This is a genomic window from Bradyrhizobium sp. USDA 4369 (assembly GCF_054056435.1).
In genome coordinates this window covers 8284217-8299869 of the sequence record NZ_JBSRYH010000001.1, presented here as the reverse complement: position 1 = coordinate 8299869, position 15653 = coordinate 8284217, and the positions used below count along the sequence as shown (strand labels likewise).

Sequence of the window (15653 nt, the reverse complement as noted above, 5' to 3'; positions counted from 1 at the left end):
ATGAAGCTCGGCGTACACAACACCGTCATCGTCGACGTGGATGCCCGCGGGGTTGCGACGCTGACGCTCAGTCGTGCGGAGAAGCACAATGCGATCAATGGCGAACTGATGGCTGACCTGGGTGCGGCAGCTCAGATACTGGCGGACGACCCAGCCGTGCGCATCGTGGTGCTGACCGGTGCAGGCAAGAGTTTTTGCGCGGGAGGCGACTTCAACTGGTTTGCCTCGAACGTGGAAAAGACGCGCATTGAGCGGGTGGCACAGAGCGCATCGCTGGCTCATCTGCTACGCAGCCTCGACACCCTGCGCAAGCCGTTGATCGGGCGCGTCAACGGCCCGGCCTACGGTGGCGGCGTTGGCCTGATCTCGGTGTGCGACTACACGATCGGCATCGAAGGCTCGAAGTTCGGTCTTACGGAGGTACGAATGGGCCTGCTGCCCTCCAATATCTCCCCCTATGTGGTGGCGAAGATCGGAGCGGCTGCCGCACGCGAGACCATGCTGTCGGGAGCGTTATTCGATAGTGCGCGTGCCGAGCGGCTCGGGCTTCTGACCGAGGTCGTGGCAGCCGAGGCGCTAGACAAGGCAGTCGAGCGCGTCGTCAATGCCCATCTACAGGCCGCTCCGGGGGCAGTGGCCGAAACCAAGCGGCTCATCGCCTATGTCGCCCGGCACGATCTCCACGCCAACATGATCTATACCGCCGACCGGTTGGCCGACGCCTGGGAGACCGAAGAGGGAGTTGAAGGCATCAACTGCTTCTTGAGCAAGGGCACGCCCTCATGGCGCGTGAAATGAGCTTCACGCGCGTCCTCATCGCCAATCGAGGCGAGATCGCACGGCGCATTCAGCGCGCCTGCGCGAAACTCGGGCTTGAAAGTGTCGCCACTTATTCCGAGTCTGACCGCGACGCCCCCTTCGTAACCGAGGCCAATCACGCTATCTGCGTCGGCCCGCCGGCACCTTCGCGGAGCTACCTGAACATCGATGCGATCTTGGAGGCCGCGCGCGCTGCGGGCGCGGGCGCGGTGCATCCTGGCTATGGCTTCTTGTCGGAAAGCGCCCAATTCGCTCGCCGCGTGGCGGAGGCGGGGCTCGTCTTCATCGGCCCCTCTGTCGAGGCGATCGCGCGGATGGGTTCGAAGATCGAGGCCAAGGCGGCCGCTGAGGCGGCGGGGGTGCCCGTTCTGCCCGGCTATCGCGGGGCGGATCAGTCCGAAGCGCGGCTGCTCGCGGAAGCCGAGAGCCTCGGCGTGCCATTCCTCGTCAAAGCCAGCGCCGGCGGCGGTGGGCGGGGGATGCGGCTTGTTATGGAGCTCAAGACGGCAAGTGAGGCGATCCGCGCCGCCAAAGCCGAAGCGCTTGCCGGCTTTGGCGATGCAACCGTGTTTCTTGAACGCTACGCTCCACGCGCACGCCATGTCGAAGTGCAGATCTTGGGCGACAGCTATGGTCATGTTGTGCACCTGTGGGACCGCGATTGCTCGCTCCAACGCAACCACCAGAAGCTGATCGAAGAGGCGCCAGCTCCCGGCCTGCCGGCGCCGCTGCGCGAGAAAATGCTCGGGGCCGCCGTCAGCCTCGCCCGCACCATCGGCTACAGCTCGGCTGGCACGGTGGAATATCTCTACGACTCTGAACGTCGGGAATTCTATTTCCTCGAAATGAATACGCGCCTTCAGGTTGAACATCCCGTAACCGAGGCGATCACCGGCATCGATCTCGTGGAATGGCAACTGCGAGTCGCGCGCGGCGAGGAATTGGCCTTCACCCAGAAGGACATTGGCTGCGCGGGTCATGCCATCGAGATTCGCCTTGCAGCTGAGAATCCCGCCGAACGCTTTCGCCCCGAAACTGGCACGATCACCCTCTGGGCACCCCCCAAGGGTCCAGACCTTCGGCTCGACTCAGGGGTCGAGATGGGCAGCGTTGTGAGCCATCACTACGATTCGATGCTCGCCAAGCTGATTGCGAAGGCAGGCGATCGTGAAGGTGCAATCCGCCAGGCCGTTGCTGCGCTCGACAAATTCGCCGTCGGGGGCGTCGGCATGAATATCGCCTATCAGCGCGCGCTGCTCACTCATCCAGATTTCGCCTCGCTGCGCCACCACACCGCAGCGCTCGAACAGCTTTTTCCCGGCGGCTGGAAGGCGCCAGAGGCAGACAATGAAAGTCGAGCGCTAGCTGCGTTGGCGCTGCATCAGCATCTTTCCAAGAGCGCGAATGCCGACCCGTGGCATACGCTGGGTGCCTGGCGTGTGACCGACCGGGCGGGACGGCCTGGTGCGGCACGCTATTGGCAAGCAGGGGACGAGCTGGAAGAGCTTTTGGCGGTCGGGCAGGATTTGCGGCTGGAGGTTCGCGGAGCAAAGATGACACCGGTCTCGGTTGAAGACATCTCACTCCGCGATGGACGATTGATGGGGCGCGTTGCCGGGCGGCCATTTGCCCGCATCGCGCACTTGGAACGTACCGACGGGAGCTGGCGTGTCCATCTTTCGGGCCGTGATGGCATGATGCAGGTCCATTTCCTCACGCTCGAGGATCTTCATGGCCACGGCGCTGGTGCGGGTTCAGCTGACGAGGATACTCTGAATGCGCCGATGCCCGGCACGATCGTCGAGCTCAGCGTCAGGCAGGGCGACTTTGTCGAACGAGGTCAGACATTGGTGGTGCTGGAGGCAATGAAGTTACTGCAAAGCCTGGTCGCCCCCTTGAGCGGCAACGTGAAGGAGATCTATTGCGTGACCGGCGACACCGTTGCTGGTGGCGCCCCGCTCGTCCGAATGGAGCGAAAGGAAGACACATGAATACCCGTCAAGTCCTAACCGAGGCGACCGCGTTCCCCTTCAACGAAGAGTTGGAGATGATCCGCGCTCAATTGCGGCGGTTCATCGAAACCGAAGTTATTCCGGTGGCACACGCGTGGGAGGAGCAAGGCTTAGTACCTCGCGACGTCCTACGCAGAATGGGCGGGCTCGGCGTCCTGGGAATGCGCTATGATCCCGAATATGCCGGTGCCGGGCTCGACACGATGGCGAGTGTGATGCTGGCCGAGGAGCTGGGCCGCTCCACCTTTGGCGGATTCTCGGCGACGGTTTTGGTCCATACCGATATGGCATCGCCGCATCTGGAAAACGCCGGGACGCCGGAGCAGAAGGCGCGTTGGATGCCCGCCATCACCAGCGGTGAGAAGATCACGGCAGTGGCCGTCACTGAGCCGGGCGCGGGATCGGACGTCGCCGGTATGCGTACGCGCGCTGTGAAAAGCGGTTCTGATTGGGTGCTGAACGGCACCAAGATGTTCATTACCAACGGCGTGCACGCCGACTTGTATTTTGTCGCCGCCAAGACCGATCCGGGAGCGAAGGGCTCCCGCGGGATCACGATGTTCGCCGTCGAGAAAGGTGCGCCCGGCTTTTCGGTAAGCCGAGCGTTGAAGAAAACGGGATGGCTGTGTTCGGACACCGCCGAGCTGATTTTCGAGAATGTTCGCGTGCCTGCCGAAAACGTGCTGGGCGAAATCAATCGCGGCTTCTACTCGGTGATGAAGAATTTCCAGAATGAGCGGATTGTGCTGGGTGCACTAGCAGTGGCCGAAGCGCAGACCGCACTGAACCTGACCGTTGCTTACGTCAAGCAACGCAAAGCATTCGGCGGCGCATTGTGGGACAAACAGACTGTGCGCCAACGCCTGGCGGTTTGCCAGACCCGGGTCGAAGCGGGGCGTCAACTCGTTTATCACGCTGCTCGTCTCGACTGCGAGGGCCGCGACTGTGTGCGTGAAGTCTCGATGGTCAAGGCCTACTCCGGTGAGTTGGTGAACCGGGTTCTCTACGACTGTGTTCAGTTTCACGGAGGCATGGGGTACATGCGTGAGATGGCGGTGGAGCGGATGTCGCGCGATGCCCGAGTTCAGGCCATTGGCGGCGGCGCCAGCGAGGTCATGCTAGAAGAGGTCGCCAAACGAATGTAGTCGTTTGGCCTACACCTGCGACATCTGAGAATGCTCGCGTGAAGTATTTGGCGGCTGTATAGATTGCGGCGATTGTGCCAATTGAACAGATTCAGGAAAGCGGTCGTTGCAGCCGAGATGCGGACCAACGACATGCCGATGGAGCGATCGTCGTTCCTTCGGCGCGACCGGGCGCGGCATGCAGCGTCAGTGAAGGTCATCGGATCACGGCCGGACACAATAGACTGCGTGTTGAACCCGAAAGGCTCGTTCCTTTTTCTGGCTAAGAGCGAAAGCGCCTCCCCTGAAGCACCTTGCGGTGTTTTCTAACACATGTTAGATGTGATCGAGCCCGACAACAACAGATCGGGGGGAGGGAGGAAATGGACAGTTCACCGCGAGCGCAGTTCGGGTTATCGGAATCCAAGTTGCGCAATTGCGCGACGGTTTTCAGGCCTGATCTTTTCAAAGGAAAAGCCGTCGTCGTTTCCGGTGCTGGCAGCGGCTTGGGTCGGGCAATCGCTTCGCTCTTCGCGCGGCTTGGTGCATCATTGGCGATTTGCGGCCGCAATGAAGAAAAACTGAATAGCGCTGCGGATTATTTGCGCGGATTCGGCGGCGATGTCCTCAGCGGTCAATTGAGCATCCGCGATCCAGAGCAGGTAGCAAATTTTATCAGCGCAGTCGGCGAGCGATTTGGCCGGCTGGATGTTCTCGTTAACAATGCTGGAGGGCAGTTCCCACAGCCGGCACTCGACTACTCAGTTAAGGGCTGGAACGCAGTGGTCGACACCAACCTCAATGGCACATGGTGGATGATGCAGACGACAGCGAAGAGATGGGTTGCGACAGGACAGCCCGGAACCATCGTAAACATCGTCGCCGACATCTGGCGCGGCCTGCCAGGCATCGCGCATTCCTGCGCGGCGCGCGCCGGCGTGATCTATCTGTCCAAATCGGTGGCCGTGGAATGGGCGCCGTACAAAATCAGGGTCAATTGCGTCGCGCCCGGATGCTGTGAAAGCAGCGGATTCGGCAACTATTCGCCGGAAGGCGCGGCCACCTTCGAGGAATCAAATCCCATGCGCCGGTCTGGAGACGAGTGGGATATTGCCGAAGCTGTAATTTACCTGGCTGCGCCGTCGGGCAAGTTCATTACTGGAGAAGTCTTGACGGTCGACGGTGGTCAGCAGCTGTGGGGTGATCCGTGGCCGACGGGGCGTCCAGACTATTTTAAATTAGGCTAACCAGGTTCAACGGGCCGCGAATGCGAAGCGAGCTGGTATGACAGAAGATTGTGTGCCGAAATCGTTTCACCAAGCGGAACCGGTACTGCAATGCACTGGCATTGAACGACGCTTCGGCGGCCTTGTTGCCGTGACCGGTGTCGATCTGAGTGTGTACCGCGGCGAAATCTTTGGGCTCGTCGGCCCAAATGGTAGCGGCAAAACTACGCTGACAAACGCCATAACCGGCTTTTATCCGCCTAACAAGGGAACAATCAAACTCGACGGCAAGGACATTACTGGCACAGCACCTCACAAGGTGGCGAGTTTAGGCGTTGCCCGCACGTTTCAGAATCTGGCGCTCTTCAATGGCATGAGTGTGCTCGACAATATTCTGCTTGGACGACATATTCACATGCGCCCGGGCGTCATTCGTACGGCGCTATACTGGTGGTTGGCGCGTCGCGACGAAATGCGAAGCCGCGAAATCGTGGAGGAAGTGATCGAGTTCTTGCAACTCGAAAGTGTCCGTCACGAACTCGTCGACGGCATTCCGATCGGAATGAAGAAGCGTGTCGAGCTTGCACGCGCGTTGGTGGCGGAACCGCGCCTTCTGATCCTCGATGAACCGATGGCTGGAATGAACCAGGAGGAGAAGGAGTATATGGCAAGGTTCATTCTCGATGCGCGCGCGGAACGCGGCGTGAGCGTTTTGTTGATCGAACACAGTATGGATGTGATTACCGGCATATGTGATCGCGTGCTGGCATTGAACTACGGAGAAATGATCGCAACGGGCAAGCCCAGGGAGGTTGTCAAGGATCAGCGGGTCATTGAAGCCTATATTGGTGTCGGTCATGCGGCATGAAAAAGTGATGAGCATGCCTACATGCGCTGCAGACGATACCCTGCCGCGCCTACTAGTCCACAATGCCGCCCAGCATGGCAACAAAATCGCGATGCGGGAAAAAGATCGCGGCATCTGGAAGGAGATGACGTGGTCAGAATATTTCAATGAGGTGCTGGTTTGCGCTGCTGGCCTTGACGCTCTCGGAGTTCAACCGGGCAATGCAGTCATGATTCTTGGCGATAATCGCGCGCGCCTTTACGCGGGCATGATTGCATCGTCGATGCTGGGAGCATACGCGATGCCAGCCTACCCTGGGACGACGCTGGACGAATTGCGCCACTTCGTCGGTGAAGTGAAGGTTGTGGCGGCGCTCGCCGAAGACCAGGAGCAGGTCGACAAATTTCTCGATTTGCGGGAGGCCGGCAGTACGATCGAATATATCGTCTACGAGGATAAGAGAGGCCTTAACACCTATGACGCGTCGGGGCTCCTGTCGTGGGAGGAACTTAACGATAAAGGCGAGACGAACCTTAAGGCCGATCCGCAACTGCGGGACCGCATCGTCAATCGCGCGGCGCCGGATGATCCGGCAATATTCCTGCATTCGTCAGGCACGACCGGTAAACCAAAGGGGGTCGTGCTCAGCCACAGAAATGTCATCGCCGCAGTTCGCAATGCATATTCTGGCGGGGCATTCAATTATGGTGAAGAGGTTCTCGCTTACTTGCCGATGGCATGGGTCGGAGATTTTGCCCTGACCGTGGCTGCCGGAATCGCTTTTCGTTTCACCGTCAATGTACCGGAAAGGCAGGAGACGGTCTTGCGTGACATGCGCGAGATTGCGCCCAGCCTTTATCTTGCTGCCCCGCGCAGCTGGGACAATTTGCTGACCTCTATTCAGGTCGGAATCGAAAACTCCACTCCGTTAAAGAAATGGCTCTACCACTTTTTCACGGACAGAGCGATTGCTTCGGAAAGGCGAAAGCTCGACGGTCAAGAGGGTAGCCATCTGGAATGGCTGGGCCGGTTGCTCGGCGAACGCATTGTCTTCGGACCGATAAAAGACCTCTACGGTCTTAGCAGACTAAAAAGCGCGTTCACGGGCGGCGAGGCCATTGGGGAGGACACCTTTGTTTTCTACCGCGCGCTGGGGATCAAGTTGCGGCAGCTCTATGGCCAGACCGAGAATGCAGCCTTCAACGCTATCCAGATGCCCGATGAGGTCAAGCTACACACCGTAGGGCGACCGCTTCCCGGCGTTCAGGTCAAGGTCACGGACGGGGGTGAAATACTGCTGAAGGCAGAAAGCGTGTTTCGGGGGTACTACAACAATCCCCTGGCAACCGCGGAAACGCTCAAGGACGGTTGGCTGCACACCGGCGATGCCGGATATTTGGAAGACGATGGTCACCTTGTCGTGCTGGGGCGTGTGTCAGAGGTCGTCCATACCAAGGAAGGTGAGCGTTACGTCCCCAACTACATCGAGAATCGGCTGAAGTTCAGCCCATACATAAAAGACGCAGCCGTTTTCGGAGCCGGTCGGGACGAACTAACGGCTATTGTTTGTATCGATCTGGAGGCCGCCGGGCATTGGGCAGAGACCAACGCGGTGCCCTATGTCTCCTACGCTGACCTGTCGCAACGGAACGAAATTGCCGGACTACTTGGCGACGCGTTTCATCGGGTCAATAAAGCGCTTCCAGAATCACTGAAGCTGCATCGGTTCGTCAGCCTTCACAAGGAATTCGACCCGGACGATGGAGAGATAACACGCACCCGCAAGCTTCGCCGCTCTGTTGTTGAAGAACGATACGCATCGGTTATCGACGCACTTTATGATGGATCGAAAGAAATCCACGTCAAAGCTGCGGTGACGTACGAGAGCGGTGAGGTCGGGTTGGTTGAGCGCACGCTGGTAATTCGGGAGGTCTAATGGACATCGCATATGTCAGCGAGTTAGCTGTAAATGGCGCATTGACCGGACTGCTCTATTCGCTTTTCGCACTTGGACTAGTGTTGATCTACAAATCATCGTCCGTTCCCAATCTTGCCCAAGGCGCATTGACGATGCTGGCCGCATACGTGGTGCTGGCCTTGTCCCGGCAGTTGGGTTTCCCATTGTGGCTGGCAATCGCTGTGACAACGATCATCATGTTTTTGGCCGGCTTTGGTGTGGAGAAGGTGACGTTGCGGCGCATGGCGGGGCGTCCGATTGTCATGATCCTGATGATGACGCTCGGCCTCGACATCTTCATACGAGGTTCGACTTTGGCAGTGTGGGGCGGTACCTCCCGTTCGATGGAGCTCGGCGTCAGCTACGATCCTTTGTTTCTTGGACCGTTGCTGCTGAGCCGCATCAATCTGGCCGGGGCCTGCGTCGCGATCGCACTTTTTGTAGCATTCCTCCTGTTCTTCCGAACGCGCCGTGGAATCCGGTTACGCGCAATCTCGGACGACTACGTCGCTTCTTGGTCGATCGGAATCTCCGTTGAGCACGGCGTAGCGTTGTCATGGGGTATGGCTTCGGTGGTCGCCGTTGCGTCAGCCGTGATTTGGGGAGAGATCCAGGGCGTCGACCAATCGCTTTCGCAACTCCTGTTAAAAGGACTGACTGTCGCCGTCCTGGGTGGGCTTGACAGCATAGTTGGTGCGATCCTCGCCGGAATTGTCCTTGGGGTCATCGAGAACGTGGGCTCCTCCTACCTCGATTTGGTGGTTGGAGGAGGTAGTCGTGACCTAATCGTCGCTGCCGTGCTGATCTTCACCGTCATGTTGCGTCCACACGGACTCTTCGGACGCCATGACATCGAAAGAGTATGACGCATGTTTTATCCTCTCGCGGGCGTTCGTCATCAGAGCTATGTATCGGACAGCAAGCTATTTCCGGTGCCAACGGACCGGAACCTGCTTATCGTCCTTACCGTCGCTGCTATCGCTGCGCCGTTCCTGTTGAGTTCGTTGTATCTAAACAGCTACGTTCAGCCTTGGCTGATCTGGACGGCGCTGGCGCTCGGTCTCAATTTGGCGACAGGCTGGGCGGGGCAGCTGCATCTGGGATACGCTGCGACGATGGCGGTGGGCGCCTATGCGGCCGTCCACGCAGCCAGGTTCGGCATACCCTGGGAATTTGCTCTTCTGATCGGCGGCCTCGCCGCATCCCTGATAGGAAGCCTGTTTGCGTTCGCGGCCCTGCGGGTGAAAGGGCTTTATCTCGCGATCGTGACACTTGCGATGCAGTTCGTCATGGATTGGGTACTGAATCACTCACCAGCGATATCTGGCGGCTCACATGCCTCGCTTCAATCCCCTCGTTTTGCGCTTCTTGGGCAGGAAATCGCTTCAGGCAGAGGGTTATACTACGTGGCGCTGGGATGGTGCGCGTTGGTGACCGTTTTCATGATGAACCTGCAGCGAACCGCCTTGGGACGTGCCCTGGTTGCCGTGCGCGAGAAGGATTATGCGGCTGCAATTCTCGGCGTGAACAGCTTCTACTACAAGCTAATCGCGTTTTCGATGTGCTCGTTCATCGGTGGGATTGGTGGCGCCCTGCTTGTTGCTACGTTCTTTTTCCTTGCTGCGCCCGAGCAATTCTCGGTCAATGTTTCAATTCAGGTGCTTGCCATGATCATCGTCGGCGGGCTCGGCAGCATCATCGGTACGTATTTTGGAGTGGCATTGATCCTCCTCATGCCGGGAATCGCCAATGAGATAATTGCGAATTTGACGTCTTTCCTTGGGCTTCCACTCGGAAATGAAACCCTTGCTCATATCCCTACCACCGTCTACGGCGCTTTGATCATCATTTTCCTGCTGGTTGAGCCTTTGGGACTCGGGAAGCTTTATGCGAATATCAGGGACTATTTCCTGGTCTGGCCCTTCGACCAGTTCAAGAAATAGAAATCGGCATGAAACCAAACGACATTCAACAAGATGGCCCAATCCTGTCGATGAACAGCGTGGAGGTGCTTTACAATTCGGTCATGCTCGCCATCAAGGGCGTGTCGATTGAGGTGCCCTACGGCGGAATGGTCGCGCTCCTCGGATCCAATGGAGCTGGGAAGAGTACCACATTGAAAGCCATAAGCGGCCTTCTGAGCGCAGAACGCGGAAAGGTAAGCCGGGGCGAGATCCGCTTTGACGGTAGAGTGATCGGCGACAATCCGCCTCAGCAGCGTGTCGGACTGGGGATTTGCCACGTGATCGAGGGGCGCCGAGTTTTCGAGCATCTTACGCCAGATGAGAACCTCGAGGCTGCCGCTCCGATGTCATTGTCGAGAACGCGGGTCGCATCGGAGAAGGCGCGCATTTACGACTACTTTCCGCGTCTAGCTGAGCGAAAATCTTCGCTTGCCGGATATCTTTCGGGCGGTGAACAGCAGATGCTCGCAATCGGACGGGCCTTAATGACGCAGCCGCGCTTGCTCATGCTGGACGAGCCAAGTCTGGGTCTGGCTCCGTTTCTGGTCGCCGAGATTTTCGAGATCATCAAACGGATCAATCGCGATCATGGCCTGTCCGTCCTGCTTGTCGAGCAAAATGCGCTCGCAGCTCTCGATATCGTCTCGCGTGGCTATCTGATCGAGAATGGACGTGTCGTCATGCACGACACGGCAGAGAGGCTGAAAGCAAACTCCGATATTCAGGAGTTTTACCTCGGGGGCAGTCAAGCCAAGAGTTTTCACGACATCAAGCACTATCGCAGACGCAAGCGCTGGCTCAGCTGATCAGAACGCCCCAATGTGTCAGTTGTGAACGGAGGAGACTCATGATGGGATTTTTGAAATACTCAGTGGCTGCGGCAATCGCTGGCATTGTGGCGCTTTCGGTAGCTCCGCCTGCCGGCGCCGCACAACCGCTGAAGCTCGGCGTCTGCTACGATCTAAGCAAGGCCTACACGTTCGCCACGCCTCAGGTATCGCAGGCGGCACAGGATCTGGTCGCGCTAACCAATCTCAAGGGTGGGATCGGGGGCGCTCCGATCGAAGTCATCGTGCAAGACCACGGCAATGAGCCGCAACGCGGCATCGAATGCTACGAGAAACTTAAGCGGGAAGGCGTGTTCATCTTTGACACGCTGTCGACTCCCGTTTCAATCGCCATGTTGCCGCGAGTTATGCAGGACAAGAACATCCTCATCCAAGCACTAGTTGGCCGCGGAGACGCCGTCGATGGCGGCGTATTCGGGTGGGTTTTTCCGCTGGGTCCTACTTATTGGGGACAGGTTGCCAATAATGTTGCCTACTTAAAGCAGGTGCACGCTGGCAACCTGCGCGGGGTAAAAATCGGCTTTGTCTATCTCGACTATCCGTTCGGACAGGAGCCGATTCCAATTTTACAGACGCTCGCCAAGGTGGAAGGATTTGAATTGAAGCTCTATCCGGTGCCGCTCCCTGGCAAAGATCAGACGAGTGTCTGGACCCAAGTGCGCCGTGACCAGCCAGATCACATCATTAGCTGGCTGCTAGCGGGAGCGCATGTCGTGGCATCCAAGGAGATGAAGCGCAATGGTATCCCAATGGATAAGTACATCTCGGTTAATTGGTTGAACGAAGTTGACATTGCCAATATCGGCGCTGAGGCTGCAAAAGGATTGAAGCGTGGCACCAACGTCGCGGGCGGTCAGGATATTCCAGTGATTCAAGAGATTATTGCTGAGCTTTACAAGAAGGGTAAGGGCAGCGGGCCAGAGAAGAATCTCAAAGATGTATACTACAACACCGGACTAGCGATGTACTCGATGGTCCTTGAAGGCGCTCGCCAAGCTGCCAAGTTGCATGGCACTCCAATTTCCTCCGCCACAATGCGCGAGGGTCTCCAAAATATCGCAAGTTACGATGCCGGTGGACTTATGGCGCCGGTAACTGTGACATCAAGCGATCACGGCGGTGGTGGGAAGACCCGCATCGAGATGTGGGATGGAGAAAAATGGATACCCCAAACAGAATGGATCGCCGCCTACACAGATATCATCTGGGAAGTGGTAAGGAAAAGTTCTTCCAACTATCACAACTAGCACTTGAAGACATGACGAACGCCAACTCCGTTCAGCAGCGCTCTTAAAGGCCGAGGACAGCAGAAGGCGTACTGAAATTCGACCAACAGATTGGGAGGTAGAATGTTAATCGGGAAAGTGACAAAGGGCTTGGCGGTCGCTGCCGCTCTCAGTGCCGCAGGCTGGACAGACGCTTTGGCTCAGGAAGGAACCCTGAAGTTCGGCTTGTGCTTCGATCTAAGCAAATCCTACACGTTCGTCTCGCCACAGGTGGCGCAAGCTGCGCAAGACCTTGCCGCCCTGACGAATATTAAGGGTGGTATCGAAGGGCACAAGGTAGAGATCGTGGTTCAGGACCACGGCAACGAGCCCCAACGCGGCATTGAATGCTACGAAAGGCTTAAACGTGACGGCGTGTTCGTATTCGACATGCTGTCGACACCGGTGTCGATAGCTGTCCTACCGCGGATCATGAAGGATAAGAACATTTTGATGCAGTCATCGGTCGGACGCGGTGATGCCGTTGACGGCTCGGTGTTCACGCAAATCTTCCCCGTGGGTGCGACTTATTGGGGGCAAGCCGCCAACGATATCGCCTACATCAAACAACAGCGCAGCGGCGATTTGAAGGGGGCCAAGATCGGATTTATCTATCTCGACTATCCCTTCGGTCAGGAGCCGATCGGTGTCTTGAAGACACTCGCTGAACGCGAAGGCTTCGAGTTGAAGCTCTACCCGGTGCCGTTGCCCGGCAGCGATCAGACGAGCGCTTGGACGCAGGTAAGGCGCGACCGGCCTGATTTCATGATCAGCTGGCTCCTGGCCGGAGGACATGTCGTCGCGGCTAAGGAAATGAAGCGCAACGGCTATCAGATCGAAAAGTACATTTCGGTCAACTGGCTTAACGAGGTGGATATTGCCAATATTGGTCCCGATGTTGCCAAGGGCATCAAGCGTGGCACAAACGTCGTCGGCGGCCAGGATGTCCCTATCATCAAAGAAATAATGGCTGAGCTTTACGCAAAGGGTAAGGGAAGTGGCCCCGAAAAAAACCTGAAAGATGTGTATTACAACTTGGGTCTCGCCAACTACTCGGTTGCCTTTCAAGCCGCACGAAATGCGGTGAAACAAGCTGGTTGGCCAGTGACCGCCGCATCGATGAAAGTTGGCTATGAGAGCCTCAAGGATTTCGATGCCAATGGCCTTCTTGCCCCTGTGACCGTCACTGCTCAAGATCATGGTGGCGGAGGCAAGACAAGAATCGAAATGTGGGACGGTCAGAAGTGGGTGCCGCAGACCGGCTGGCTGGCGGACTATCAGGACCTCATCTGGCAGATCGTGAAAACGAGTTCATCCGGATTTAAGGCCGAATAGTTCCGGCGATCCCGTTGGCTCAAATCCTACGTGTCGGCGGGTGCAACCGCCCGGGGGCGGTGGATAATGCATCCGCCGCCGACTGCCAACCTTCAGCGCGAAAGCCAGTGAACTCCATGATCGATAGTCCAATCGAAGTCAGCGTCGAAGAAGGTATTGCTACCGTTCTTATCAATCGTCCTGACCGCAAGAACGCGCTATCTGTGGCGGCGGCTAATGGACTGGCCGATGCCTGGGACCGGATCGAAGCGGACAGCAAGATCCGGGCGGTAATTCTAACCTCTGCCGACTGTGGCGTCTTCAGCGCGGGGCTTGACCTCAAGGAGGCGGCCGAGATCGCTCGCAACGAACAGATCGATATCCTGTCCAAAATGCGCGATCCTTTCCACGAGCGCATGCGCACGTGCTCCAAGCCAATCATTGCCGCGATGACCGGCTCGCTGATGGCGGGCGGAATGATGCTGTCGCTGATGTGCGATCTGCGCGTCGGTCTCAAAGGGACTAAGGCCGGCATCACGGAGGTAAAGATCGGTCGTGGCTCGCCCTGGGCCGCTCCGGCCCTCTATATGCTACCTCAGGCAATCCTTATGGAGATCGTTCTGACGGGCGATCTCATGCCAATTGAACGGCTGCACGATTACGGTTTCACTAATTATCTTGAAGATACACCACACGCTGTGCGCTCTCGTGCCAAGGATTTGGCTATGCGCATTGCCAACGGTGCGCCATTGTCTGTCATTGCTGCCAAAGCCAGTGTTCGCTCGACGATGGACCTCGGATGCCGCGAGGGACTGGTAGAGGGTAAACGCCTTCACGAAGTTGTCTATGCCAGCCAAGACGCAATCGAAGGTCCCAGAGCGTTTGCCGAAAAGCGCAAGCCGGTCTGGCAGGGCAGGTAAGGGTGCGCGTGATCTAGCGGCTCTGTCGGGAGATCAGAACGCAAGGTTCCGTGACGAGCGTTGCCTATTTAGAAACTAGCGGGGCGATCGCAGTGGGCAGTGTTGCGTTTGAACTTCCCGAGTACGTCGTTGAAGTGCGCGATGGCGTTCTGCGTTTTGTCGATTCGCAGGTCGTGCCGCTGATCGATGGGAATCGCACGCTTCTCGAAGATCAGCGACGGCTGTACGACGAATATGGTCGATACAGCGCCGAAGTACGCACGTTGATCCAACAAGTTAGGATGCTTTCGGCCGAAGCCGGCTTCTATGCGATGTGCGCACCGGCGGAAATCGGGGGAGGTGGGCTGGGGCACCTTGTCTACTACGTGGCCTGGGAGGCGATATATCGCCGGCTCGGGGGGCAGGGCGTCATTATTCCCTGGGTCATTGCACACTGGGCTTTCGGGCCCAGCCGACTGCTCACCCAGGTCACAGAGGTAGCCCGCGAGAGATGCTTGGCGGGCATGATGGCCGGGAAGACATCGATGTGCTTTGGTCTTTCCGAGCCGGGGGCCGGCTCAGACGCCAGCATGATCAAGACGCGGGCTGACAAGACCGGAACAGGCTGGAAAATCTCTGGCCGCAAGCTCTGGACAACCAACGCTCCCACTGCGGAATGGTGCATTGTTTTCGCCATCACCGACGTCGAGAAAGCTGTGCGAAAGGCTGGAGGCATCAGCGCATTTCTCGTTCCAACCGATGCACGAGGATTTCATGTTGAGAGCGTCGTGCGCTTGTTTGGTCACGTCGGCGGGCACGAGGGCGCTCTTGTGCTTGAGGAGGTAGAGGTACAGCCTTGGCAATTGGTCGGCGAGCTCGACCAGGGATTCAAGATCGCACTATATGGAGTCTCGCTGGGTCGGGTGTACAACGCCGCCCGAGCTGTCGGACAGGGAAGATGGGCGCTGGAAATGGCCATCGACTATTCGAAGCAACGTGAGGCCTTCGGTTCAAAGATCGCGGAGTATCAAGCCGTCTCGTTTCCGATAGCCGAAGCAGCTACGGAATTGCACGCTGCGCACCTGATGGGATTGAATGCAGCGATGCTCCTCGACCGCGGCGATAAAGCGCCGAAGGAGCTTTCGATGGCAAAGGCCTATTCGGTACAAGCCGGATTTCGCGCCGTGGATCGTGCAATTCAGACACACGGCGGCATGGGATTGACGAACGAAATCGGTCTTGTTCACGCCTGGCAAGACCTGAGGATCGTCAACATTGCCGACGGCACGAATGAAATCCTGACGCGAATGATTGCCCAGCGATTACTGTCAGGCGACGTCGATCTCTAAGCCCGGGAGGAAGTTGACGATGTGTCCGC

Annotated in this window: 13 protein-coding genes; all 13 read left to right on the top strand. The window is 57.7% G+C overall.

The features are described 5' to 3' along the window. Entirely contained in the window at positions 1–798 is a 798-nt protein-coding gene (locus ACVIJ6_RS37500; RefSeq protein ID WP_057199255.1) for a crotonase/enoyl-CoA hydratase family protein, read from the top strand. Continuing rightward, positions 795–2810, top strand: a complete 2016-nt coding sequence (locus ACVIJ6_RS37495; RefSeq protein ID WP_456776849.1) for an acetyl/propionyl/methylcrotonyl-CoA carboxylase subunit alpha — start codon at positions 795–797, stop codon at positions 2808–2810. Before ACVIJ6_RS37500 ends, ACVIJ6_RS37495 begins: the two co-directional genes overlap by 4 nt. Beyond that, positions 2807–3976 (top strand): acyl-CoA dehydrogenase family protein, encoded by a 1170-nt coding sequence (locus ACVIJ6_RS37490; RefSeq protein WP_057199253.1) that lies wholly within the window; start codon positions 2807–2809, stop codon positions 3974–3976. Before ACVIJ6_RS37495 ends, ACVIJ6_RS37490 begins: the two co-directional genes overlap by 4 nt. 362 nt (positions 3977–4338) lie before the next feature. Continuing rightward, positions 4339–5202 carry an SDR family oxidoreductase gene (locus ACVIJ6_RS37485; RefSeq protein ID WP_057199252.1) on the top strand — a complete coding sequence of 288 codons (864 nt, stop codon included), beginning with the start codon at positions 4339–4341 and terminating at the stop codon, positions 5200–5202. Positions 5203–5239: 37 nt separating this feature from the next. Continuing rightward, entirely contained in the window at positions 5240–6049 is an 810-nt protein-coding gene (locus ACVIJ6_RS37480) for an ABC transporter ATP-binding protein (RefSeq protein WP_024343099.1), read from the top strand. Continuing rightward, a complete protein-coding gene (locus ACVIJ6_RS37475; protein WP_200948601.1) occupies positions 6039–7964 on the top strand; it encodes an AMP-dependent synthetase/ligase in 1926 nt (641 codons plus the stop codon). Before ACVIJ6_RS37480 ends, ACVIJ6_RS37475 begins: the two co-directional genes overlap by 11 nt. Beyond that, positions 7964–8851 (top strand): branched-chain amino acid ABC transporter permease, encoded by an 888-nt coding sequence (locus tag ACVIJ6_RS37470; protein ID WP_057199251.1) that lies wholly within the window; start codon positions 7964–7966, stop codon positions 8849–8851. The genes ACVIJ6_RS37475 and ACVIJ6_RS37470 overlap by 1 nt, the downstream gene beginning before the upstream one ends. 3 nt (positions 8852–8854) lie before the next feature. Beyond that, positions 8855–9928, top strand: a complete 1074-nt coding sequence (locus ACVIJ6_RS37465; protein WP_024343102.1) for a branched-chain amino acid ABC transporter permease — start codon at positions 8855–8857, stop codon at positions 9926–9928. A gap of 8 nt (positions 9929–9936) precedes the next feature. Beyond that, entirely contained in the window at positions 9937–10755 is an 819-nt protein-coding gene (locus ACVIJ6_RS37460) for an ABC transporter ATP-binding protein (RefSeq protein WP_029674699.1), read from the top strand. Positions 10756–10796: 41 nt separating this feature from the next. Further along, positions 10797–12044, top strand: a complete 1248-nt coding sequence (locus ACVIJ6_RS37455; RefSeq protein WP_230646581.1) for an ABC transporter substrate-binding protein — start codon at positions 10797–10799, stop codon at positions 12042–12044. A 102-nt stretch (positions 12045–12146) separates the two neighbouring features. Beyond that, on the top strand, positions 12147–13397 hold the full coding sequence (locus tag ACVIJ6_RS37450; protein ID WP_057199250.1) for an ABC transporter substrate-binding protein: 1251 nt from the start codon (positions 12147–12149) through the stop codon (positions 13395–13397). Positions 13398–13513: 116 nt separating this feature from the next. Continuing rightward, positions 13514–14296, top strand: coding sequence for an enoyl-CoA hydratase/isomerase family protein (locus ACVIJ6_RS37445; RefSeq protein ID WP_057199249.1), 783 nt, complete (start codon positions 13514–13516; stop codon positions 14294–14296). A 50-nt stretch (positions 14297–14346) separates the two neighbouring features. After that, entirely contained in the window at positions 14347–15624 is a 1278-nt protein-coding gene (locus tag ACVIJ6_RS37440) for an acyl-CoA dehydrogenase family protein (protein WP_057199248.1), read from the top strand. Positions 15625–15653: the final 29 nt, after the last annotated feature.